The organism is Staphylococcus pragensis, assembly GCF_004785665.1.
GTDB lineage: Bacteria > Bacillota > Bacilli > Staphylococcales > Staphylococcaceae > Staphylococcus > Staphylococcus pragensis.
Genome location: NZ_SRPJ01000001.1, coordinates 696,109 through 721,126, shown reverse-complemented (window position 1 = coordinate 721,126; position 25,018 = coordinate 696,109). Strand labels below are relative to the sequence as shown.

The 25,018-nt window shown below is 32.6% G+C and carries 18 protein-coding genes and 1 pseudogene; 5 read left to right on the top strand and 14 right to left on the bottom strand.

Annotated features, from left to right (window positions below; genetic code table 11):
* The 4 genes and pseudogenes from trpD to E2558_RS03525 all read right to left on the bottom strand — a co-directional run bounded on the left by trpD (window position 1) and on the right by E2558_RS03525 (window position 4,299).
* Window positions 1–996, bottom strand: coding sequence for an anthranilate phosphoribosyltransferase (gene trpD / locus E2558_RS03540; RefSeq protein ID WP_126566826.1), 996 nt, complete (start codon window positions 994–996; stop codon window positions 1–3).
* On the bottom strand, window positions 971–1,570 hold the full coding sequence (locus E2558_RS03535) for an anthranilate synthase component II (protein ID WP_126566825.1): 600 nt from the start codon (window positions 1,568–1,570) through the stop codon (window positions 971–973). Before E2558_RS03535 ends, trpD begins: the two co-directional genes overlap by 26 nt.
* Window positions 1,567–2,816 (bottom strand): annotated as a pseudogene (locus E2558_RS03530) (anthranilate synthase component I). Before E2558_RS03530 ends, E2558_RS03535 begins: the two are co-directional and overlap by 4 nt.
* A gap of 445 nt (window positions 2,817–3,261) precedes the next feature.
* Entirely contained in the window at window positions 3,262–4,299 is a 1,038-nt protein-coding gene (locus E2558_RS03525) for a M42 family metallopeptidase (protein ID WP_126566823.1), read from the bottom strand.
* A 147-nt stretch (window positions 4,300–4,446) separates the two neighbouring features.
* On the opposite strand from E2558_RS03525, the gene E2558_RS03520 reads away from it, so the two are divergent.
* Window positions 4,447–5,538 carry a prephenate dehydrogenase gene (locus tag E2558_RS03520; RefSeq protein WP_126566822.1) on the top strand — a complete coding sequence of 364 codons (1,092 nt, stop codon included), beginning with the start codon at window positions 4,447–4,449 and terminating at the stop codon, window positions 5,536–5,538.
* 181 nt (window positions 5,539–5,719) lie between these two features.
* Here E2558_RS03520 and E2558_RS03515 read toward each other — a convergent pair whose 3' ends face one another.
* Complete coding sequence (locus tag E2558_RS03515) at window positions 5,720–6,982, bottom strand: Y-family DNA polymerase (RefSeq protein WP_126566821.1); 1,263 nt, start codon at window positions 6,980–6,982, stop codon at window positions 5,720–5,722.
* A 149-nt stretch (window positions 6,983–7,131) separates the two neighbouring features.
* On the opposite strand from E2558_RS03515, the gene E2558_RS03510 reads away from it, so the two are divergent.
* Window positions 7,132–7,320, top strand: coding sequence for a 2-hydroxymuconate tautomerase (locus E2558_RS03510; protein WP_103298140.1), 189 nt, complete (start codon window positions 7,132–7,134; stop codon window positions 7,318–7,320).
* Between the two features lie 88 nt (window positions 7,321–7,408).
* On the opposite strand, the gene E2558_RS03505 is transcribed toward E2558_RS03510, so the two are convergent.
* A complete protein-coding gene (locus tag E2558_RS03505; protein WP_126566820.1) occupies window positions 7,409–8,386 on the bottom strand; it encodes an LCP family protein in 978 nt (325 codons plus the stop codon).
* Window positions 8,387–8,529: 143 nt separating this feature from the next.
* Here E2558_RS03505 and msrA point away from each other — a divergent pair, with 143 nt between their 5' ends.
* Window positions 8,530–9,039, top strand: a complete 510-nt coding sequence (gene msrA, locus E2558_RS03500; protein WP_126566819.1) for a peptide-methionine (S)-S-oxide reductase MsrA — start codon at window positions 8,530–8,532, stop codon at window positions 9,037–9,039.
* An 81-nt stretch (window positions 9,040–9,120) separates the two neighbouring features.
* Here the strand turns inward: msrA and mprF are convergent, their stop codons facing one another.
* The 6 genes from mprF to parE all read right to left on the bottom strand — a co-directional run bounded on the left by mprF (window position 9,121) and on the right by parE (window position 20,288).
* A complete protein-coding gene (gene mprF, locus E2558_RS03495; RefSeq protein WP_126566818.1) occupies window positions 9,121–11,643 on the bottom strand; it encodes a bifunctional lysylphosphatidylglycerol flippase/synthetase MprF in 2,523 nt (840 codons plus the stop codon).
* 202 nt (window positions 11,644–11,845) lie between these two features.
* A complete protein-coding gene (locus tag E2558_RS03490; RefSeq protein ID WP_126566817.1) occupies window positions 11,846–13,075 on the bottom strand; it encodes an AI-2E family transporter in 1,230 nt (409 codons plus the stop codon).
* A 118-nt stretch (window positions 13,076–13,193) separates the two neighbouring features.
* Window positions 13,194–14,042 carry a glucose PTS transporter transcription antiterminator GlcT gene (glcT, locus tag E2558_RS03485; protein WP_126566816.1) on the bottom strand — a complete coding sequence of 283 codons (849 nt, stop codon included), beginning with the start codon at window positions 14,040–14,042 and terminating at the stop codon, window positions 13,194–13,196.
* 170 nt (window positions 14,043–14,212) lie between these two features.
* The gene (gene alsT, locus E2558_RS03480; RefSeq protein WP_126566815.1) at window positions 14,213–15,673 is read right to left on the bottom strand and encodes a glutamine transporter AlsT; all 1,461 of its coding nucleotides are present in this window, start codon (window positions 15,671–15,673) and stop codon (window positions 14,213–14,215) included.
* Between the two features lie 215 nt (window positions 15,674–15,888).
* A complete protein-coding gene (gene parC, locus E2558_RS03475) occupies window positions 15,889–18,291 on the bottom strand; it encodes a DNA topoisomerase IV subunit A (protein ID WP_126566814.1) in 2,403 nt (800 codons plus the stop codon).
* Entirely contained in the window at window positions 18,288–20,288 is a 2,001-nt protein-coding gene (gene parE, locus E2558_RS03470; RefSeq protein ID WP_126566812.1) for a DNA topoisomerase IV subunit B, read from the bottom strand. The genes parC and parE overlap by 4 nt, the downstream gene beginning before the upstream one ends.
* Window positions 20,289–20,490: 202 nt before the next feature.
* Between parE and plsY the strand changes: the two genes are divergently transcribed.
* Both plsY and E2558_RS03460 read left to right on the top strand, forming a co-directional pair.
* Window positions 20,491–21,099, top strand: a complete 609-nt coding sequence (plsY, locus tag E2558_RS03465) for a glycerol-3-phosphate 1-O-acyltransferase PlsY (RefSeq protein WP_126566809.1) — start codon at window positions 20,491–20,493, stop codon at window positions 21,097–21,099.
* 248 nt (window positions 21,100–21,347) lie between these two features.
* Complete coding sequence (locus E2558_RS03460) at window positions 21,348–21,647, top strand: HesB/YadR/YfhF family protein (protein WP_126566807.1); 300 nt, start codon at window positions 21,348–21,350, stop codon at window positions 21,645–21,647.
* 76 nt (window positions 21,648–21,723) lie between these two features.
* Here E2558_RS03460 and menI read toward each other — a convergent pair whose 3' ends face one another.
* The gene (gene menI / locus E2558_RS03455; RefSeq protein WP_126566805.1) at window positions 21,724–22,194 is read right to left on the bottom strand and encodes a 1,4-dihydroxy-2-naphthoyl-CoA hydrolase MenI; all 471 of its coding nucleotides are present in this window, start codon (window positions 22,192–22,194) and stop codon (window positions 21,724–21,726) included.
* A 95-nt stretch (window positions 22,195–22,289) separates the two neighbouring features.
* Entirely contained in the window at window positions 22,290–24,995 is a 2,706-nt protein-coding gene (gene acnA / locus E2558_RS03450; RefSeq protein WP_126566803.1) for an aconitate hydratase AcnA, read from the bottom strand.
* Between the last annotated feature and the right edge of the window lie 23 nt (window positions 24,996–25,018).

Genomic DNA, 25,018 nt, shown 5'->3' with positions numbered 1-25,018 from the left:
TTACGCTCCCATCAATAAATACTGTTTCATAGCTTGACCACTATCGATAAGATGTTGAGCTAACTTAACTCCTGCCTTAATTGTTTCAACCTTTTCAGTAACATAAAGTGCAAGTGCTGCATTTAGAACGACTATGTCACGTTTAACAGTGTGATCTTGATTGTTTAAAATGTTCAAGGTGATTTGTTTATTAATCTGAGGTGTTCCACCTTTTAGTTCGTTATTATCTGCATTTCTCAAACCTAAGTCTTTAGCGTTTAAATGATAATGACGAATAGAACCATCTTCATTTAATTCGTAAATTTCATTGTCACCGGACAATGTAGCTTCGTCCATACCATTTGCGCCATGTACCACTATTGCTTTACGACGCCCTAAATCTTTTAAGGTGTTTACAATCATTTTTGATTTAGATGGATCATAAACGCCCATAACTTGATAAGTTAGCTTAAATGGATTAATTAAAGGGCCAACTAAATTAAAAATTGTAGGTGTCTTTATCGCTTTTCTAACTGGTTGAATGTACTTCATAATTGGATAAGATTCCATAGCACTTATAAACGCTAGTCCTTTTTGTGCCACTTGCTCTGCTACATCAGTTACAGCTGTCGTAGAAATACCTAATTCATGTAGTAAATCTGTACTACCAGAATTCGAGGTTATACTTTTGTTACCATGTTTTATTACTGGTACGCCAGCACTTGCAACAATAAATGAAGCGGTTGTAGAAATATTGAAACTATTAGATTTGTCGCCTCCAGTTCCACATACACATATACTTCCATCATAAGTCGGTTGCGTAGGATACATTGTGTGAATTAGACTTTCTACAATATATGTTAGCTCTTGTTGATGAATTTCTTTTCTTGAAAATGCTTCAAGCAATTCAATCTTATCTTCAAATTTAATATCTTGATTAATTAAGGTATTAATAAATTCTGTCGATTGTTCTTGTGTCAAAATAGTTTGATTATAAATGTGCTCTAGTAGTTTCATCTGAGTTGTTCCTTTCGTGCACAAGATGTATAAAATGAGTAATAATTCGTTCTCCATAGTCAGTAGCGAAAGACTCTGGATGATATTGAATACCAAAATGTAAATGGTGGTTATCTTCAAATGATTGGATGCTATCTTCGGTCTTACCTGTAATAATTAAGTTTGAAGGGAATGAATTTTCATCACTTATCAATGAGTGGTAACGCATAACTTTAAATTCAGTCGGTAAATCTTGATATAGAAGCGTTGGACTACATACTTTCATTATGTCTACTTTGCCGTGCATTACCTTTACACCTTGAACAACCTTACCGCCATAATAGCAAGTGAGTGCTTGAGCGCCTAAACATACACCTAAGATTGGTAAATGTTTATATGTATCAATAGCATTGATTAAACAGTCATTATCGAGTGGATGACCAGGCCCTGGAGAAATAATTACACCGTTAATTTCGTCACTATAATTCAACACATCTTTGTCGTCTGGATATTTGACTATCACTTCATCTAGCTGTTTTACGATATCTACTAAGTTGTAAGTAAATGAATCATAATTATCGATAATTAGTATCATGGGGAGACCTCCAATAAACTCTTCGCTTTCAAACGTGTTTCTTCTAATTCTTTCTCAGGAATAGAGTCATACACTACACCACAACCAGCCTCTACTTGAACTGTAGTATCATCAATAAACATTGTTCGAATGGCTAAAGCAAAATCTAAGTTTTGATTACAATTAATGTAGCCAATACCGCCACTATATATACCGCGTTTATGAGGATAGACTTCATAAATTCGTTGTATTGCTCTTAGTTTTGGCGCACCTGAAACTGTTCCAGTAGGTAAAAGATTGGCAATAACAGTCATAGGCGACAGTTCCTTTTTTATTTGACCTTTAACTTCACTCACGATATGCATTACATGTTCATATTTTTCAATTTCCATTAATTTTGTAATTTTTGAAGTCCCTGTATTACTTACTCTATGAATATCATTTCGTCCTAAATCTACTAGCATGCTATGTTCACTTATTTCTTTTTCATCTGCTAACAAGTGACTCGCATTATATTCATCTTCTTCTTTTGTTTTACCTCTTTTTATCGTGCCGGCAATTGGATTAGTAATGACTTCATTATTATGAACTTTGACGAAACTTTCTGGAGAACTTCCAACGATGATTGGCCCACCCATATTGATAAAATACATATATGGACTAGGATTGCGTCGTTTTAAATTTTGATAGAGTTGATAACTTAATTGATACTTATTTTCTCCAAAATGATGATGATATTGATAAATTCTTGATGGAACAACTTGAAACATGTCCCCTTCTTTAATTAGCTGTTTTAAGTATTTAACATTATTTATAAAATCACTATCAGTTATATTAGTTGTTACATTTGTTCTATTTGGTGGCGCTATCATATTTTGTTCATATACTTTAATAGATGACAGCTTTTCAATACGTTCTTGTACTCTCGTTTTTAACTGATCTTTGCTTACTTCTGAAAATTGATTAGTAGCAATGACATACAAATCATCTCTGTAGTAGTCAAATACATAGACATCTTCAATCATATATAGTTGTACATCATCATGTTCTTTCTTAGCTTCGACATTGAGTCGTTGCAATATAGGAAATTCATGTCTGACTAAATCAAAACTACACGTACCAATAAACCCTGAAACAAATGGCAATTGTTTGAGTAAATTATCATTAATCTGAATATCAAACTGGTTAATATAATCTTTTGTTCTTTGAGTTGACCTAGAACTTCTGGAGTGATGTTAGCTCTTATCACTTCATAATATATTTCCATATGCTCACCCTTTTCTTAATAAAATGAGTTATTTAATGACTTAAGTATTAATAAAATTTTCCACCTTTTTTATTTTGAAAATTCAGACTATTTAATTTGTACTTTTTTTGAAATTAAATGCTTCCTTAACGCTGCTTCTTTAGATTATTCGTTAATTAGTTGTGATTAGACGATATTAAATTGTAAATCAAAAAGACACCACGGTTAGCTATCCTCAATTATAAGGACGCGTTACCGTGGTGCCACCTTAATTAACATTTTCATGTTCACTCAATGATTATTCAATTATACATTTTAAGCCCAATTCAAAAATATATCGTGCTAATTCCCATCTACCATTAGCTTTCTTATGCTACAAATCATATTATCTACTTTACTTAAAATTATTTGACAATTCTTATAATTCAGTATAATACATATAATTATTTTAATTGTCAATGACATTTTACAATTTTATTGGTGATAAACAATATGCATAAAGTAAGTCTTGAGTAGCTTTAATTGAATCAATATGAGTTCTTTCTAGTGCATGAGATGATTCGATTCCTGCTCCAAATAAACCATGACGAATATCAGCTCCAGCTCTAAGCGCTGCAGATGCGTCAGATCCATAATAAGGATAAATGTCTACTTTATATGGAATTTGATTAATCTTACATAAATTAATTAAATGAGATTTTAATTCTTTGTGATACGGACCAGAACTGTCTTTGGCACAAATAGAAACTGTATATTCATCTGAAGATTGGCCATCTCCCAATGCTCCCATATCAAATGCGATAAATTCTATAATCTTTTCTGAAATAGAAGCATTTGCGCCATATCCTATTTCTTCATTATTTGATATATAGAATTGGATAGTATGAGGTAAAGTTATGTCGTCTTGTTTTAACTTTTCCAGTAATTCTAAGATCATTGCTACGCTGGCCTTATCATCTAAATGACGTGATTTAATGAATCCTGAAGGTGTAATTTGAGTTCTAGGGTCGAAACTAATGAAGTCCCCTACTTCAATTCCTAAATCTCTTGTTTCTTCAGCTGAAGATGTTTTTTCATCTATACGAACTTCCATATGTTCAATATTACGTTCAATTTCATGATTATCTTTGTAGACATGTACACTTGTTTCGTGTAGGCAAATTGTTCCAGTGTATACTTGGCCAGCTTCTGTTTGAATTTCACAATACTCACCTTCAATAGCATTATAAGTAAAGCCACCAATTAAACTAAGCGCTAATCGTCCATCGTCTTTGATTTCTTTAACCATAGCTCCAAGTGTGTCTACATGTGCAGTGATACATCTTTGATGCTCATCATCTTTTCCTTTAACAGTAATGATTAATGCACCTTTATTAGTTAATTTAGTAGGATAACCTAAACTTTCAACTTTGTCTTTTACATAATTCACAGCTTCAGCTGCATTACCAGAAGGACTATTAATTTCTGTTAATTCTTTAATCGTTTGTAAAACCTTTTCGCTCACTCTTATTTCCTCCTTTTATCTTATTAATATTTATTTTATCGTACTTACTCATCTATCTCTATTAATCTATCTATATATCTATTGTTTAATTATGTAGGCTATTTTACAATAAATGTATTCTGAAAATTTTGAAATAAGGTGATTCAATTGAAAAATATTTTATTCGTAGGTCTAGGTCTAATTGGCGGTAGTTTAGCAAGTAACTTAAAGTTTTATCGTCCAGATATTCAAATTTCTGCATTTGATGCTGATTTAACTCAACTCGATAAGGCACAATCCATAGGTATCATTGATGAAAAAATTGAAGACTATGCTTTAGGTATCGAAAAAGCTGACATCATTATCTATGCTACCCCTGTTCAACAGACTGAAGTATATTTAAAAGAATTACCTAACTATCGCACACGCCCTAATTTAATTGTTACAGATACTAGTAGTACGAAAGTAAACATTCAACAATATGAATCATACCTTTTAGAACATAATATTCATCTTGTTGGCGGTCATCCAATGGCTGGTAGTCATAAATCAGGTGTGCTCAATTCTAAGAAATATTTATTTGAAAATGCTTATTATGTTCTAGTTTATAATGATAGTCGAAACGCTTTAGCTGCTAACAAATTACAAGAATTGCTAGCTTCAACATCTGCTAAATTCATTACTACTACCGCACAAGAACATGACTATGTTACAGGTATTGTAAGCCATGTTCCTCATATAGTCGCTTCTAGTTTAGTACATTTAAGTGAAAATAATTCAAACAAGCATGCACTAGTAAAGCAATTAGCAGCCGGTGGTTTCAGAGATATCACCCGTATTGCCAGCAGTAACGCTGATATGTGGAGGGATATTACCTTAAGTAACAAAGAAAACATTTTAGATATTTTAGAAATGTTACAATTGCAGTTCCAAGCTATCGCAGCTTCAATTAAAAATGATGAAAGTGATACTATACACTCTTTTTTTGAAGATGCAAAAAATTATAGAGATCAACTCCCTGTTAAACAACGTGGAGCACTAAATGTAGCGTATGATCTATATGTAGACATTCCAGATGAACCGGGTATGATTAACAAAATTACTAATATACTAAGTTTACATAATATTTCTATAAGTAACTTAAAAATTTTAGAAGTCCGTGAAGACATTTTAGGCGCTCTACGCATTAGCTTTAAAACACCTCAAGACCGTGAATTAGGAGTTAGAGCACTAAACTCTTTTGAAACTTATATATTATAAAAACATCCTCTTAACTGATAATAAATATGAGACTGGGACAAAAGCTTTAGGAGTATAATTTCTGAACGAAATTCTCTATACTGGGCTCTTGCTACCGAAAATTCTGCTTTAGGATTTCCCAGAATACAAACGCTTAATGTCTTAATCTCTAATTTTTCTCTATCGTTAAGAGGATTCTTTTCTACATTTTATGTCCTGCCATTAGACCTAAACGTCCATGTTTAGTTCCTGCATCAGTATATGAAATCGCTTTTGATACGATGCCCTTTCCATACTTATTTTGTAAATAGTCTATTGTCTTAGCTAATTTTTCATCTCTTCGCCGTTCGTATTCATCAATAAACAAATTTAACTGTCTATCTTCTTCACTAATCAACTGGGTTAATGAAATGCTCAATGTTCGATATAATGCACTTTTGTCACATAGTTGATTCGCATAATAGTTCACTACCTTAAAAATATCTTTTTCTAAATTAGTAGGATCTGTTAGAGTGTATTGCTTATGTACGCCGCCACCTTCTGTATAACCAAACGAAAAATGTATTGTACGTGCTAATTGCTTACGTGCTCTAATACGACTTGATACATCTTCGATTAATTCTTGTATCACAACTTTTGTTTCTTCAAAACGATAATCTCTCATTAAGATTTGGCTTTTACATATTGAAGGATTAGTAACTTGGTATTTTTCTCGTACTTTACTTTGGTCAATGCCATTAGCATGTAAATGCATGTCTGTTCCTAAAATACCAAATTCTTTCTTTAAATATCTGTAAGGATACTGCGCTAAATCTCCTATAGTAATAATTCCTTTTTTATTAAGTTTCATTTCTGTTTTTTTATTAATTCCCCAAAAGTCTCTTAAAGGTTGAATATGCCATAGTTTCTGCGGAACATCTTGATAGCGCCACTCAGTAATACCAGTTTTTGTGTGTTTGGCTTCTATATCCATAGCCACTTTGCTTAACAACATATTGGAACCTATTCCAATAGTGCAATATATACCCGTTTTATCTAAAATTTCCTTCTGCAATCTTTCTGCAAATGAAGCTACTGTAGAATTAAATCTATGATAACTATTAGTTACATCCATAAAAAATTCATCAATACTATACTGATGTAAATCCTCACCTGGAATATATTTAAGTGCAATTTTTGAAATTTCAATAGATACTTCCAAGTACTTTCTCATACTTGGATTAATGATATAAATATCATTGCGATGTGGTATTTCGAATAATCTTGAACCTGTTTTTATCCCTATTTCTTTTAGTTTCGGTGTAGCTGCTAACACTACAGACCCCTGTCGTTTAGTATCAGCAACTACTGCTAATTTTGTAGTTAATGGATCCAACCCTTTTTCCATACACGATACACTTGCAAAAAAACTCTTTTGGTCAATACATAAAACATCCCTATCTTCAAGTAAGTTATAGTCATACATCTTAACAACCTCCCTATACAATAATCATTATATACGAACACTTGTTCTATATCAATACAAATACGAACGAATGTTCTTAAAAATATTTTTTGCGGTCAAAACGAAAAATGCTATACTAATCATGTATTAAGTTATAAGGAGGAAGATTTATGCCAATCGTAAATGTTAAATTACTTGAAGGACGTTCAGATGAACAATTAAAAGACTTAGTAACTGAAGTAACTAATGCAGTTGAAAAAACTACAGGTGCTAATAGAGAAGCAATCCATGTAGTGATTGAAGAAATGAAGAAAAATCACTACGGAGTAGCTGGCGTAAGAAAATCTGACGAAAAATAAGTTATTATACTTTGAGTTTACATAATAAAATTATTGTTTTAACAGAATCACAAAAAAGCCATGCTTAACAGCATGGCTTTTAAACTATTTATTCATTAAAAAATTCTTTGATTGCTTGTTTATTCTTTTCTTTATCAATATCAAGTGCACTTCCATCATTATTGGTATTTATATCTTGATATGAGTTTTTAACAGGAACAGTTAATGACTGTACATCTTTATCTCCTCTAATACCAAAATTGACGCCGGTTTGGAAAATAGCAGAGTTAGGTATATTTGTATTAACATATCCTCTTAGTATACCTGCAACTTTAGGCAACTTAACAATCGAATCTGGATTTACTAATTGTTGTTTTAATGTTTGCATCACTTGTTGTTGGCGTCTAACTCGACCAAAGTCCCCTTCTTCATCATGTCTAAATCTAGCATAACCAAGTAATTCCTTACCATTCAAACGATGACGCCCTTTTTTCAATGATACGCCAATGTTTTCAGACATATCTTTTTCCACGTTAATCGGCACACCATTGGGCTCTAATTCATCAATCATTTTTTCAAAACCTGTAAAATCAACTACAGCGTAATATTCAGGATTAACGCCTAAATTTTTATTCAATGTTTGACGTAATAATTCAGGTCCACCAAGTGAATAAGCTGCATTAATTTTATAATTCTGATATCCAGGTATTTCTGCATAAATATCACGCATAACGGACATCATTTTCATTTTTTTATGAATATAATCATATTGTACAACCATGATAGAATCCGAGCGAGATTTACCACCGTTTGCTTGGTCTGCACCAAGTACAAGTACTGATATTTTTCCATCATTTTTTACTGGCCCATTAAATTGATGTACCTTCACATCTTTAGCATGCTCTTTTGCATAATTTAAGCCGCTTCGATAACTATGTATCACATAAATAGCGACCGCCAACATTATTGCTAATAGAATCAGTACTATAAAAGGTAATTTACGAAGTTTTTTCTTCTTACGTCGTTTAGAAGGTGTTTGATTGTGTAATTGTCTGCTTAATTGTGTCTTATCCTTCTCGTCTGTCATATTTACCTACCTTGTGTTTAAAATCTTCAAAATTATATATCTATGTACTATAATTTATATATACTAAAGTTAAAGAACTTATCTTAAAAAATCAAGTGCTTTTTAGATAAATGGGACTAAGGTCTAATGAAAGGATGGCGTAAATGAATATTAATACAGCATATTTTGCTGGTGGGTGTTTCTGGTGCATGACTAAACCTTTCGATCAATTCGATGGTATAGAAACAGTTACCTCTGGATATATGGGAGGAACAACAGAGAACCCTACCTATGAAGAAGTGAAAAGCGGTACAACCGGCCATTATGAAACCGTAAAAGTTGAATATGATGTAGCGCTATTCTCATATAATAAATTATTAGAAATTTTCTTTTCAGTGATTGATCCATTAGATGCTGAAGGACAATTCCAAGATAGAGGTTCACAATATAAAACCGCTATTTTCTATACAAATGATGATCAAAAGAAACTGGCTGAAGAATACATTCAACAGTTACAAGATACATTACATGCTGAGAAAGCAATTGCTACAAAAATATTACCCGCTTCAACTTTTTACAAAGCTGAAGAGTATCATCAAGATTTTTATAAAAAGAACCCAGAACGTTATGCACAAGAACAACAAGACCGTGCAAATTATAAACCCAATTTATAATCTAAAAAAGACATCCATACTAAGTGTGTAATCTGTAATCAATGACACTTCAGTAGGATGTCTTCTTTCATGTTAACTTATCTATTTATGTCTAATGACTCTCATGACTTTCATCATGCTATATACTAACGAACTATCTCTACGATAAACTAAAAATCTTGGTTCCCAATTAGGGCTATACTTTTCCTTATATTTACGCAAACCTTGGAAGCGATATAAACCATTAAAGTGTTCAAACACACGCCCTGCAACACGCTCTCTAGGATATGAATAATCTAATTGTCCTACATTAGATAAAGTCGCCATTCCCATATTAAATGCTTTATAGCCTTTTTCTTTTCCCCATAACAGCATATGCAAGTATAAGCCATCCATCAATGGTAAATCTAAATCTGGTAACCATCTAATTAAGTCTACTGAAATTGCTTCATTATAATGTGTTGGCATTAAACTACAGAACGCAATAATCTTGCCTTCTTCGTTCTTCATAATACCAATAGGTGCTTCTTTTAAATAGTCTTCTGTAAATTGACCTACAGAGAAATGCATTTCATTACGACCATCTAACCATTGGTCACTTACTTCTTTAAGTTCATTAAATAATTCTTTTGAAAATGGAGGTTCAACAATTTCGAATTGAATATTTAAATCACTAAATTTATTTAACGTGGCACGGAAGCCTCGACGTTTTTTACCTGAGGTAGTAAATTGGGTTAAGTCAATAATAGCTTCTTCTCCAAGTTTGAAAAATTGATTTCCAAAATTATGATAAAGTGGCATGAATCTATCAGAAACTTGATAGAAAATAATGTCATAGCCTAACTTTTCAGCATAATTATAAAACGTAATTAATAAAGATTGGAATGAAGCCGTATCTCCAATAGGATCGCCTAAGACGACTAATGCATTAGATTTATAACGATACATTAAGAAAGCTTGTTCATTCTCATGCATAAATATATCTTTATCTCCACTATAGATTAAATGACTAAGATAATTCCCACCATAAGTTTCAATAATGGATTGACATTGAGATAAATTTTCAACTTTGTGCGGTCTAGTAAAACGAATTTCTAATAACCATTCGATAAGACCTACAATAATGATGACGACTAAAATTGTTAACCAGAAATAATATTTTAATAGTGACGTATCCATCTCAATATGATAAATATCTAAAGCATATAATGTTTCTGAAATAATTAAATGATTAATGTATAAAACGATAATACTGAATAGTAACGTTAAAAATACATTCTTTAATCTAAACGGACGTTTTAATACTCTAGCACGTCGATATGCCAAGATAAGCAAGATAAAGATAAGTACTAACCACGCTAGTAAAATAACTGAAGCGTACGTATACATTGTTGCAACAAAGATTAAAACTAACGCAATCATGACGAAGATAATCGCTCTTCTACTTTGTTTAAAAATACCCTTCACATTAATCAATAATAACAAACAAGCACTTGTATGAATCGATAACACAATATAATAAATAAAGTGATCTGCATCATAAAGGCCATCATATACAATCGTAATATTGTTAATAAAGAAGATAATACTTGTTAGTAATACGAGAATTGATAATGCAAATGAGGGAATCTTCGACACGATATCTTTTTGATAAGAAAATAAAAACGATGTGACATCTTTAGCTGGTGCATAATATTTAGATTCTTCAAAGTATTTACGCGCAGAAGAACCAAATTCAAAGGTAGATAGAATCAGTGCGATAATTACTGGAACAAAATAATACGCAAAACGATATAGTAATAATGCTAATAACACTTTCTCTTCTGGTACACCTAGAGATTTCAAGCCAAGTAAGACAACTAAATCGAATGCCCCAAAGCCTCCAGGGATAAAACTTACTAATCCAGCTAAAGCGGCAATGATAAAAATACCGATAACTGTCGTAAATGCTACATGGCTATTAACGATCACAGTAGATAGATATAGTACTACCGCTGCAGCTATCCATTCCATACTTGACACTAACGTACAATAAACGCCTAAAAACTTGTTGCGTTGATCAATAGGCTTGATGATTGTGTAAGCAATAAATATAGGTAAGAATAAAGCAACAACATAGAGTATCCATCTTACCCAACCAATTTTATTAAGAATGTGGGAAGCATTAAAGATATGTAATACCACCAATATAGAGAGTAAACTTAATCCTGTTAACATGGATACAAGAATGATTGAAATCGCATGAACGAGTTTCTTTCTATCAGAGGTATAGTTTTTATATACAAACGCTCTAAATCCAGCTCCGATAAAACCACCAAAGCCTACAATTGCATTGAAAGCATTAATGATATAACTCAATCTAAAGACTCTCGACAATGCGATATCGAGTTTAAGCGCTTTAACAAGTATTAAGTCATAGAGACTTAGTAATATCATCGAAGCGCCACCACAAATAAATAATCCAATTAAATGCCAGCGATTGATTTTACCAAATGATTCTAACGTTTCTTTAAAATTAATATTAGCTAACTCGTGATATAACGTAACCACTACGGCAATAAATAACACGGCTGCAAATACAAATTTTAATATTGATAAAATTCTATTTTTAAATTCTTCAGTCATTATTTCACTTCTATCCTTTATCTTAAGTTAATTAAAAATATATCATACCTTTTTTAGAATGAACATATACTGACCCTTTAATTAAGCTAACAGAATTGTAATGTAAAACTATCTTGTGAAGAATAAATCCTTACGCTTTCGTTTCAACAAAATAAAAAAGTCACAACAAATGAAATTCACTTGTTATGACTTAAAAATTAAATTATTCCGCTTCAGTAAAATTTTTATGTTCTTCTTGTTTAATTTCGTATTGACCAGCATCATCACCATAATACTTATTATAACGACGTTTAAATAATAAAAAGAGATGTGATACTAACACTTTCAAAATAGCATAACCAGGAATACCTAGTATAACCCCTACCACACCAAGTAAATTTCCGGCACTTAATAAGATAAAGATAATTGTAAGTGGATGAATCTTCAACGTTTTACCCATAATGTTAGGAGAAATGAAGTGGCCTTCAAAGAATTGAACGAGTGTCCATACGATAATTAATTTCAATAGCATAAATGGAGAAGTAATTAACGCAATAACAATAGCCGGTGAAATCGCGATCGTTGGTCCTAGATAAGGCACAACACTTGTTACTGCTGCGATTGAAGCCAATACTAAACCGTAATCTAATCCAATAATGCTATAACCTATAAATAATAAAATCCCAATACAGAATGATACAATAATTTGTCCTTGAATATATGAACCAACTTGAACGCTCATTTTTTCAATTAAATCATGGTAATCTTTTCTGAATTTTGGAGGCATTATCTTTGTACTATAGTCCTTAAATCTATGGCCGTCTTTTAACATAAAGAATAATACGAATGGTGTCGTTACAATAACAACACCCACATTCACGATTGTTTCAGCAAACGACATAATTTTAGTACTAAATCCATCGAAATAGTTTGAAACAAGTGTAGGTACTTTATTTGAGAACGAGTCTAGCCCATCTTGTATTTGACTATAAAATGAAGACAGGAATGAAAAATGAGTCACTTTATCAATCAACTCATTAAACTTTTCAACATATTTCGGGAAGTTTTTGACTAATCGCGTTATTTGATCACCGATAAGCGGGATTAGTAAATTAACGATAAGAGTAGCGCCACCTGCAATGACTAAAAAGACAATAATAATGCCAAGTAATCTTGGAATATTATACCGTTCCATCAAATTAATAATAGGGTTGATTAAATAAAATAAAATAAGTGACACAATGATAGGTGCTACAATTGTATTAAATACAATGATAAAGGGATGGAAAACATAAGAAACTTTATCAAAAATAAATATTACAATACCAAGTAACACTAGTGAAACTAAGGCAAATAATAAATCTTTACCACCTAAAAATTTCATAAAACGCGTTTCAGAAAAGGTTAGTTTTTTCGACTTCTTTTCTTCAACTTGTTGTTGTTCAGTTGTCATGTTTTTCACCATACCTTAACTAACAAATATAAACTTTTGAATTATTTAAGTGATGCTTAATTGTAAACATCAACTAATTATCATCATATCATGAAATAACTCCATTTGTATTTATGTTTTAAGTAGTAATTTGAGTTTCAAAATGATAAATATGTAATGTTAAATATACTATTTCAGACTCATCCACGGGAACATTAATATGTTTTTGAATCATTTTTGAAATTTTAAATGCCGTATTATAACAATTAGCATAATGTTGTTTAACCATGTTAATAAAGACCTCTTGCGCTTGAAGATGTTCTTGTTTATTTAATCGACGTATAAGGAATTGAACATGTCTAATAAATCGTTGATATTGCACGGTTTGATTATTAATTTCATGGCCTAAATCATTCTCAATAATTAAAATACTTTTACTAATTAATTTATTAATGAGTGACATTTCATGGATGGATAAATCTTCAGTATTAGAAGCAATATGAAGGGCTATAAAGCCTATTTCATCACGAGGAAATTCAACATCTAACTGTTTATTCAATCGCTCTATTACTTGGCTTGCGATCGTGTAAGCCTCGCTATATAAATGCATCGTTTCCATTGCGAAAGGATTATTTATCACTTGATTTTGTTTAAGTCTTTTATATGCAAAAATAATATGATCAGTTAACGCTACGACTAGATTTTTATCATCAGTAGTATTGATTTTACTTGTAATAAAATTAACCGCTTCGATAATAGCATGTATGACAGCTTCATCAGCTAATTCTATTAAAGATTTATAATATTCTTGTTGTTGTTTTTGCTCTAATTTATAAACTTTTTCAATTGAAGCATTATCATCTAGTGTCATGCCAGGTTTTTTATTAAATCCGATACCTTTACCTATTAGAATGACCTCTTGTTGATTATTATTAGTGCATATGATGACGTTATTATTTAAAGTCTTGGAAATGTAATACTCGCTCATCATAATCACCTTTCTTTTTTATGATTAAAATTATATAGCTAAACACTACAATTGAAAAGATATCTCTCCAAACCAAAAAATATCCCTTTCAAAGAAATTCTTTCATAGAAAGAGCTTACTCTGAAAGGGATATATCATTATGATGAAACTAATATTATAAAAATGATAACTTAGTGATTTTTAGGAATCTTATTTTCTCGACCCCAAGTTTCAATACCAAATAAGTTAATTTCTAAATTCTCAGGTTTAAATACAGGTTTCTGACCTGCTTTACGTTGACGTTGGTAATCTTTAATCACTGCGATAGCTATATTTGACAATCCTATAATTGAAATTAAGTTTACGATAGCCATTAATCCCATGAATAAGTCGGCAGTGCTCCATACTGTTTCAGTTTTTACAACTGCACCGACAAATACTAAAACAACAACTAAACATCTAAAGATAAATAATATTACCTTGTTATTAGATAAGAATTCAATATTAGATTGACCGTAATAATAGTTACCTACTACAGAAGAGAACGCAAATAACGTAATAGCTATAGTTAAGAAAATACCACCTGCTGAACCTAAATGTTCATTTAATGCAGATTGTGTTACTTCTACACCTTGAGGTGCATTTTCGCCAAATTTTAAACCAGAATATAATAAAATCATAATTGCAGTTGCTGTACATACTAACATTGTGTCAAAGAATACACCTAGTGATTGAATTAAACCTTGTTTCACAGGGTGAGGCACTGCTGCAGTCGCTGCTGCATTAGGGGCAGAACCCATACCAGCTTCGTTAGAGAATAAGCCACGTTTAATACCTTGTAAAATAGCAGCACCAACTGCGCCACCAGTAACTTGTTCTAAACCAAAAGCACTTTTAATAATTGTACCAATCATTGGAATAATTTGATCAATGTTTAAAAGTAAAATGATTAAAACCATACCAATATAAATAATAGCCATAATTGGCACAATTAATGATGATAACGTTGCGATACTACGTACACCACCAAAGATGATGATTGCAGTAATAACAGCTAAAATAATACCTGTAATAACAGGACTTACATTATACTGTGTTTTTAATGATTCAGCGATAGTGTTTGATTGCACTGTATTAAATACAAATGCAAACGTTATTGTAATTAAAATAGCAAATAAAATACCTAACCATTTTTGGTTTAAACCTTTAGTTATGTAATATGCTGGACCTCCGCGGAAGCCACCTTCTTTATCATGTACTTTATAAATTTGCGCTAAAGTCGCTTCTATAAAGGCACTCGCTGCACCAATAAAAGCAATAACCCACATCCAAAATACTGCACCAGGACCACCTAACACGATTGCAGTAGCTACACCGGCAATATTACCAGTACCTACACGTGAACCTGCGCTAATCGCAAATGCTTGGAATGGAGAAATACCTTTTTCCCCACTATTTAATGTTTCAGGCTTCTCTGTTAACGCTCTAAACATTTCAGGTAACATACGTAACTGAATAAATTTAGAACTAATAGTGAAGAATACACCTACTGTTAATAATAGTCCAATAAGATATTGAGACCATATTAAATCATTTCCTACCTGAACAATTGATTTGAACCATCCAGGAATTAAACTATCGAAATCGCTCAATGAAATCCTCCTAATCTATTCTTTAATAAAATCTTAAATACACTACAAGAGATTTATATTAAATTGAATAAAATCATTAAGCACCAGTCATCACTCACATGCTTTTAAAATTTTACCCAAAAACAATATAAATCTCTTGTTAATTACAAAATGTTAAAATAACAAAATTTAGTTTATCATTTTATCAATAGCTTGAAAATATAAATTTTCAAATTTTATTCGCTAAGTGTTAGATCTATCACGTTACCAAACTCATTTGTATCTACAATAAATGATCCATTAGTATATTGTTCAGATTCGTGAATATCAGAAATCTGACCTGTTTCAGAATGCATTGCTGAAACTAAAGTATATGTTACTTCATTGTTAACTACATGACCCGCTACAAGGCGATGTGGATTTTTCTTTAATTCTTTAAGTAATGTGATACCTCTTTGCGCACGTTTAGCTTCTTGTAAAACTGTAAATTTAATACGTTTCACTGCGCCTCTTTGAGTCGCCATAATAATAGTATTATCTGGGCCAACTGCTTCAGTCATCACGACATAATCTTCGTCTTTTAAGTTAATAGATTTAACACCTGCTGCTCTCAACCCAGTATCTGATAATTCAGATGTTGAATAGGTTAATGACATACCCTTGTGTGTTAATACAGTAATGAGTTGATCTTCACTTAATCGAATAACATTGATGATTTCATCATTATCTTTGACTTTCATCGCAACTAATGGCTTATTATAACGCGTCGTCTTAAATAATGGTACGCCGCTTCGTTTAATCATGCCGTTACGTGTCGCCATAACGTAATACGCGTCATCTTTGAAATCATTTTCATTATATACATCTACAACAGTTTCATTATCTTCTAATGGCACAATTTGAGATACATGCTGCCCTAACTCTTTCCAACGTATATCTGCTAATTTATGAACCGGAATAAATAAATATCTACCTTTATTTGTAAATACTAAGGCCGTATCTTGTGTATTAACAGTTTGATACTTAAGCAGACTGTCGCCATCTTTTAAACCTACTTCAGTGACGCCACTCGCATTAAAACTACGCGTAGATGTACGTTTAATGTATCCTTGGCGTGTCACACTTAAGATGACTTCTTCACTAGGCACCATTACTTCTTTATCAATTTTAATTTCTGCGATTTCCGCTTCAATTGTTGATAAACGATCTGACTTAAATCGCTTTCTAATATCTGTTAATTCGTTTTTGATAACATCCAATAATGCATCATGATTATCTAAAATATGATGATATTCTTTAATAACTTCTTTTAATTCGTTAAATTCATTTTCAAGTGAAACAATATCTGTATTTGTTAAACGGTATAATTGCAACATAACAATCGCTTCCGCTTGTGCTTCAGTGAAATCAAATTTAGCCACTAAATTATCTTTTGCATCTTTTTTGTTTTTAGAACTACGGATTAGCTCAATCACATCGTCTAGAATAGATAATGCTTTCATTAAACCTTCAACGATATGCATACGCTTTTCAGCATGTTCGAGGTCAAATTTCGTACGATTCGTTACAACATCAATTTGGTGTCCAAGATAACTATCAATAATCTGACGAATTCCCATTAACTGAGGACGACCATTACTAATTGCCACCATATTAAAGTTATAAGCGATCTGTAAATCTGAATTCTTGAAAAGGTAGTTCTTAATGGACTCAGCATTGACATCTTTTTTCAATTCAATGGCAATTCTTAAACCAGTACGGTCTGTCTCATCTCGTACTTCTACAATGCCATCGACCTTTTTATCCGCACGTAACTCATCGATACGTTTAACAAGTGAACTTTTATTAACTTCATAAGGAATTTCTGTAACGATTAATTGTTGACGACCATTACGCAATGATTCTATGTCTACTTTTGAACGTACAATGACTTTACCTTTACCAGTTTCATAAGCTTTCTTAATACCATCAATACCTTGCACAATACCACCAGTTGGAAAGTCCGGGCCTTTAATGTATTTCATAAGCTGACTTACAGAAATATCAGGATTATCGATATATTTTAACGTAGCTTGAATTACTTCCCCCAAATTATGAGGAGGAATATCAGTCGCATAACCTGAAGAAATCCCTGTTGAACCATTAACTAATAAATTTGGAAAACGTGCAGGCAATACCATAGGCTCTAACGTTGTATCATCATAGTTAGATACAAACGCTACAGTTTCTTTATTGATATCACGCACCAATTCCTCAGATAACTGACTTAATTTCGCCTCAGTATAACGCATCGCTGCAGGTGGGTCATTATCGATACTACCATTATTACCATGCATCTCTACTAAGACATGACGTAATTTCCAGTCTTGACTTAAACGTACCATTGCATCATAAACTGAAGAGTCACCATGAGGATGATATTGACCAATAACATCCCCCACAGTTTTAGCACTTTTACGGAAGTTCTTATCATAAGTATTTCCACTACTATACATTGCAAATAAAATTCTGCGTTGCACAGGTTTTAAACCATCACGAACATCTGGCAGCGCACGTTCTTGAATAATATATTTACTATATCTTCCAAAACGATCGCCTATCACGTCTTCAAGTGATAAATCTTGAATTATCTCACTCAATTTCCTTCCTCCTCAGTATATTCTTCAGTTTCTAAGACTTGGACTTCAGTATTATCTAATATACTTTGATCTTCTTGCATACCAAATTCTACATGGCTTTCAATCCATTCACGACGTGGTGCAACTTTATCTCCCATTAACGTCGTTACACGTTTAGATGAACGCATTTCATCTTCAATTTGCACACGAATCAACGTTCTAGTTTCAGGATTCATAGTTGTTTCCCATAATTGTTCAGGATTCATCTCACCTAAACCTTTATAACGTTGTAACATGAAACCTTTACCAAGTTTCTTCTGAAGCTTTTCAAGTTCATCATCTGTCCAAGCATATTCCACTTTCTTAGACTTACCTTTACCTTTTTCCAATTTATATAACGGTGGTAAAGCGATAAATACTCTACCCGCTTGTACTAGCGGTTTCATATATTTAAAGAAGAATGTTAGTAATAATACTTGGATATGCGCACCATCTGTATCGGCATCGGTCATTATAATGACTCTATTATAGTTACTATCTTCTAATTTAAAGTCGTTACCAACACCAGCGCCAATGGTATGAATAATCGTATTAATTTCTTCATTTTTGAAAATGTCTTCAAGACGGGCTTTCTCAGTATTAATCACTTTACCTCTTAATGGCAAGATAGCTTGGAATTTACGATCTCTACCAAGTTTAGCAGAACCACCGGCAGAGTCACCCTCAACTAGGTATAATTCATTCTTATCTGTATTTTTACTTTGGGCAGGTGTTAACTTACCTGATAGTAATGTATCTTTACGCTTATTCTTTTTACCAGAGCGTGCATCTTCACGTGCTTTACGTGCCGCTTCTCTAGCTTGTTGTGCTTTAATCGCTTTTTTAACAAGTGATTTAGATAATTGACCTTTTTCCTCCAAATAAAACGGAAGTTTCTCTGAAACCACTGAATCGACGGCACTACGCGCTTCAGATGTACCTAATTTAGATTTAGTTTGTCCTTCAAACTGTAATAATTCTTCAGGAATGCGCACTGAAATAACTGCAGTTAAACCTTCACGAATATCATTACCATCTAAGTTTTTATCTTTCTCTTTTAGTTCATTGATGCGTCTTGCATAATCATTGAACACACGAGTCATTGCAGTTTTAAATCCTACTTCATGTGTGCCACCATCTTTAGTACGTACGTTGTTTACAAAACTTAAAATACTTTCAGAGTATTGGTCGTTATATTGAAATGCTACATCGACTTCAATACCATTAGCAGCGCCAGTGAATGTCGTTACATCATGTAAAGTCTCTTTGCCTTCGTTAATATAACTTACAAATTCTTTAATTCCTTCTTCATAATGGTATATCTCTTCTTTTTCTTTACCGCTACGTAAATCAGTTAACGTAATTTTAAGATTTTTTAATAAGAAAGCGGATTCTTGTAAACGTTCACTCAAAGTATCGAAATTGAACGTTGTCGTAGCTTTAAAAATTTCTGGATCAGGCTTAAATGTAACTTTAGTTCCTGTTCTCTTTGTTTTACCAGCTTTAACTAAACCTGAGGCTGGTAAACCACCATCTTTAAAGCTTTGTTTGTAAATATTTCCGTCCCTATGTATTTCAACCTCTAACCATTCACTTAAAGCATTTACTACTGAAGCACCTACACCATGTAAACCGCCTGATGTTTTATAGCCACCTTGACCAAATTTACCGCCTGCATGTAAGACCGTAAATATTACTTCTACAGTAGGCTTACCTGATGAATGCATACCAGTAGGCATACCACGTCCATTATCTTGAATTGAAATACTATTATCTTGATTGATTGTTACATCAATTTCATTCCCATAACCATTTAATACTTCGTCGACGGAGTTATCGACAATTTCATATACTAAATGATGTAATCCTCGCTTATCAGTAGATCCTATATACATACCTGGACGTTTTCTAACCGCTTCCAATCCCTCTAACACTTGGATAGAATCATCTGAGTAGTGATTTGTTTTTTTCGTCGTCAATCTGTTCGCCTCCTACAAACGTACGTTCGTTTTAAAAACTATACAATAGATATTTTTATATAAATTAAGTTAAATTGCAAGTATGAGTTATACACTATAAAGATTAATACAGATGTAATAAACATTTTTTAGTTTTCAGTCGTTGTTAACTCGTAGATTATGGTAAAATAAATCTAAGTTATTAAAGGATGTGTAAAGTTATATGATGATAGTGCTTATGTTAATTCTTAGCTATCTCATTGGTGCTATTCCTAATGGGTATGTTATAGGGAAGCTCTTTTTCAAAAAAGATATAAGACAATTTGGAAGCGGAAATACAGGCGCAACAAATAGTTTCCGTGTGCTTGGTAAACCAGCAGGCTTTATAGTTACTTTCCTAGATATATTCAAAGGATTTATAACTGTATTCTTCCCAATATGGTTTCCAGTGCATGCTGATGGACCACTTAGCACGTTCTTCACGCACGGTTTAATTGTTGGTCTGTTTGCTATTTTAGGTCACGTCTATCCTGTTTATCTTAAGTTTAAAGGCGGTAAAGCTGTAGCGACAAGTGCTGGTGTAGTTCTAGGGGTTAATCCTATATTATTACTTGTATTAGCTATTATCTTCTTTGGTGTACTTTACCTTTCAAAATATGTATCACTTTCAAGTATCATCGCAGCAATTAGTTGTGTGATTGGTTCTTTATTCATACATGACTATATTTTATTCTGGATGAGTTTATTTGTTTCTATTATCTTAATTGTAAGACACCGAAGTAATATTGTAAGAATCTTTAAAGGAGAAGAACCTAAAATTAAGTGGATGTAATCTCCTTATTCATTATAGAAGCGGACCAGCTAAAAATAGTATAACTTAGTCTAAAAATTGACTTTGATTTGAGAGCAAGCTAATGAAATCTTTAGAATTAAATTTGATTTCTAGTTTGCTCTCTTTTATTATTATGAACGGCTTAAGCTTATAAAGTTTTTTAAAAGTTACAATATGTTATAATTTTGACAGTTCTCATAAAAGTTATGTCAAATAAAAATAAATAGGTAATCAAGGAGGATTCTAGAATGAAAATCAAATTATCTGATCAAGCTGTAGAATGGTTTAAAGATGAATTAGATTTACCTGAAGACAATAAAGTTTTACAGTTTTATGTTAGATATGGTGGAGAATTTCAACTTAAACAAGGTTTTAGCCCAGCATTCAGAGTAGAACCACGAAACGATGTTGAAATTGGCTATGAAGAAAATTACAATGATTTAATTGTAGTAGTGGCAGAAGATGACTTATGGTATTTCGAAGATAATGAAGTACTTGTTGAAAAAGTAGACCACGATGATGAAATTGCCTATTCTAAAATTAACTAATGATTGAATAATATTAAATATAAGACCATGAGAGATAGTAGTTTGATATGCTCTCATGGTCTTTATTTATAAGTAATTAGAAATCTAAATCTTTGCTATTAGTAACTTCTAAGTCTTTACCTTCTTTATTTAGCTGTTCAACTTTACTATAAGTTTCATGCCAGTCTGGGAAATAACGATCTAAACGAATTGGTCTGAAGTTGCTTGCTTTCATACAAATCAGTTGAGTCGAGCCAGTCGTAGCTAATTCCCCTTTTTCATTATATACTTCGTAATTATATTGTGAACATAATCTCGAATAATGTTCTACCCAAGTTTTAATTTTTACTTTTTCAGGATAAAAGATAGATTTTTTATATTGAATTTGTAAATCCATCACAGGCGATATAATACCTTCTTTTTCCATATCTGCATAACTAAAACCTAACTTGCGAATATAATCTGTACGGGCTACTTCAAACCATGTGGCGTAATTGCCATGATAGATTACACCCATTTTATCTGTTTCTTGATATCTAGCTTCAATTTCAGTCATACTGTAAATCATATTTAAGTACCTCTTTTCAAATATCTTACAATTCAATAGTAACACAAATAAGCCATGCCAACATATACGTCGGCATGGCTTATTAACAATTAATCTTATTGTGCTAGTTTGTTTCTTAATACCATTTGTAAGATACCACCGTGACGATAGTAGTCTAATTCTACTAATGAGTCGAAACGTACGATTGCTTCAAAATCAACAACATCGCCGTTTTCTTTTTTAGCGTGAACCGTCACAATATCATGTGGTTTAACATCTTCATTAATATCTACAGAAATTTCTTCTCTACCATCAAGACCTAATGAATCAGCTGATTCTCCATCTTTGAACTGTAATGGTAACACACCCATCATTACTAAGTTAGAACGGTGGATACGTTCATAACTTTGAGCGATAACTGTTTTAACACCTAGTAAGTTAGTACCTTTAGCAGCCCAGTCACGAGAAGAACCCATACCGTAATCATTACCAGCTAATACCGCTAAGCCAGTACCGTCTTCTTTATATTTCATAGCTGCATCATAAATTGGCATTACTTCGTCAGTTGGCCAATAAGTAGTAAAGCCACCTTCAGTACCTGGAGCTAATTGGTTTTTAATACGAATGTTCGCAAACGTACCTCTTACCATTACTTCATGGTTACCACGACGTGAACCATAAGAGTTAAAGTCACGAATTGAAACATCATGGCTTAATAAGTATTTACCTGCTGGCGTATCTTTACCGATAGCACCTGCTGGAGAAATATGGTCAGTAGTCACTGAGTCTCCAAATTTACCCATTACTCTTAAATCTTTTAATGGTTCAATTGTACCAGGCTCTTTAGATAAGCCTTGGAAGAATGTTGGGTTTTGAATATATGTTGAATTTTGATCGAAGTCATATAGTGGTGCATCTGTAACATCGATTTCGTTCCACATTTCGTTATTATTATAAACGTTTTTATATTCTTCTAAGAATAACTCTGGAGTTACAACACTATCTACTGTATCAGCCACTTCTTGAATTGTAGGCCAAATATCATTTAAGTATACGTCTTCTCCGTCTTTACCTTTACCGATTGGGTCATTTTGTAAATCGATATCCACTGTACCAGCTAAAGCGTAAGCAACTACTAATTGAGGAGATGCTAAATAGTTAGCTTTCACTAATGGATGAATACGACCTTCAAAGTTACGGTTACCTGATAAAACAGATGTAACTAATAAATCTTCATCTGCAATTGCTTTTTCAATTTCAGGTAATAAAGGACCTGAGTTACCGATACAAGTTGTACAACCATAACCTACTAAGTTGAAACCTAAATCATCTAGATATTCTTGTAAACCTGAATCACGTAAGTAACCAGTTACTACTTTTGAACCAGGTGCTAATGATGTTTTTACAAATTCAGGTACTTTAAGACCTTTTTCAACAGCTTTCTTAGCTACTAAGCCTGCACCTAACATAACATATGGGTTAGATGTATTTGTACATGATGTAATTGCAGCGATTGCAATATCACCTGTCTTCATTGTAGCTGTTGAGCCATCTTTAAATTGAATTTCAGCTTTCTTATCAAATTCGCTCTCATCTAAACCATGGCCTTGGTTACCTGCTGGAGCAGTAACAGATTTCTCAAATTCTGCTTTCATGTCACTTAAGAAAATTAAATCTTGAGGACGTTTCGGACCTGATAATGAAGCTTCTACTGTTGATAAATCTAAATCAATGACATCAGTGTAAGCTGGATCTTCTTTATCCGCAGTAAAGAACATATTATTTTGTTCTAAGTATGCTTTAACTAATTCCACGTGTTCTTCTGAACGACCAGTTAATTTCATGTATTTAAGTGATTCTTCATCTACTGGGAAGAAACCACAAGTTGCACCATATTCTGGAGCCATATTAGCAATTGTAGCACGGTCAGCTAATGGTAAATCTGCAACACCTGGACCAAAGAATTCTACAAATTTGCCTACTACACCTTTTTTACGTAATTCTTGAGTTACACGTAAAGCTAAGTCAGTAGCTGTTGAACCTTGTGGTAATGAATTTGTTAAACGTACACCGATTACTTCAGGAATTGGGAAATATGATGGTTGTCCAAGCATACCCGCTTCAGCTTCGATACCACCTACGCCCCAACCTAGAACGCCGATACCATTAATCATTGTCGTATGTGAATCTGTACCTACTAATGTATCAGGGAATGCCGTTTGTTCACCCTCAACGTCACGTACATGTACCACATTTGCTAAATATTCTAAGTTAACTTGGTGCACGATACCAGTTGCTGGAGGTACTGCATTATAGTTATCAAATGCTTTAGTTGCCCAGTTTAAGAATTGATAACGTTCATGGTTTCTTTCAAACTCTAATTTCATATTTCGTTCTAGTGCCTCAGGATTAGCATAGCTATCTACTTGTACTGAGTGGTCGATAACTAAATCTACTGGCACTTCAGGATTGATCTTATTAATATCCCCGCCAACATCATTCATCGCTTTACGTAAAGATGCTAAATCAACTACAGCTGGCACCCCAGTAAAGTCTTGTAGGATAACACGAGATGGTTTGAATGGAACTTCCCCTTCATTACCTTCGTTGCCAAAATTACCTAAAGCTTTAATGTGTTCATCAGTAATAACGAAATCATCTTCTTGTCTTAAAACTGATTCTAGTAAAACACGAATTGAATAAGGTAATTTACTGATTTTGGTTAAACCCTGTTCTTCTAAGCTTTTTAAATCATAATAAGTATATGATTTACCATTTACTTCAAACGTTTTTTTAGCTTGTTCTTTTATGTTAGAAGTCATATGTTTATCCCCCTTGAATATTA

What these genes read in the sequence shown, in the direction of transcription:
- trpD (WP_126566826.1), bottom strand. Translation starts at nt 996, where the DNA reads ATGAAACTACTAGAGCACATTTATAATCAAACTATTTTGACACAAGAA.
- msrA (WP_126566819.1), top strand. Translation starts at nt 8,530, where the DNA reads ATGAATATTAATACAGCATATTTTGCTGGTGGGTGTTTCTGGTGCATG.
- E2558_RS03490 (WP_126566817.1), bottom strand. Translation starts at nt 13,075, where the DNA reads ATGACAACTGAACAACAACAAGTTGAAGAAAAGAAGTCGAAAAAACTA.
- glcT (WP_126566816.1), bottom strand. Translation starts at nt 14,042, where the DNA reads ATGAGCGAGTATTACATTTCCAAGACTTTAAATAATAACGTCATCATA.
- acnA (WP_126566803.1), bottom strand. Translation starts at nt 24,995, where the DNA reads ATGACTTCTAACATAAAAGAACAAGCTAAAAAAACGTTTGAAGTAAAT.
- E2558_RS03515 (WP_126566821.1), bottom strand. Translation starts at nt 6,982, where the DNA reads ATGTATGACTATAACTTACTTGAAGATAGGGATGTTTTATGTATTGAC.
- E2558_RS03510 (WP_103298140.1), top strand. Translation starts at nt 7,132, where the DNA reads ATGCCAATCGTAAATGTTAAATTACTTGAAGGACGTTCAGATGAACAA.
- E2558_RS03535 (WP_126566825.1), bottom strand. Translation starts at nt 1,570, where the DNA reads ATGATACTAATTATCGATAATTATGATTCATTTACTTACAACTTAGTA.
- E2558_RS03505 (WP_126566820.1), bottom strand. Translation starts at nt 8,386, where the DNA reads ATGACAGACGAGAAGGATAAGACACAATTAAGCAGACAATTACACAAT.
- plsY (WP_126566809.1), top strand. Translation starts at nt 20,491, where the DNA reads ATGATGATAGTGCTTATGTTAATTCTTAGCTATCTCATTGGTGCTATT.
- mprF (WP_126566818.1), bottom strand. Translation starts at nt 11,643, where the DNA reads ATGACTGAAGAATTTAAAAATAGAATTTTATCAATATTAAAATTTGTA.
- E2558_RS03460 (WP_126566807.1), top strand. Translation starts at nt 21,348, where the DNA reads ATGAAAATCAAATTATCTGATCAAGCTGTAGAATGGTTTAAAGATGAA.
- menI (WP_126566805.1), bottom strand. Translation starts at nt 22,194, where the DNA reads ATGATTTACAGTATGACTGAAATTGAAGCTAGATATCAAGAAACAGAT.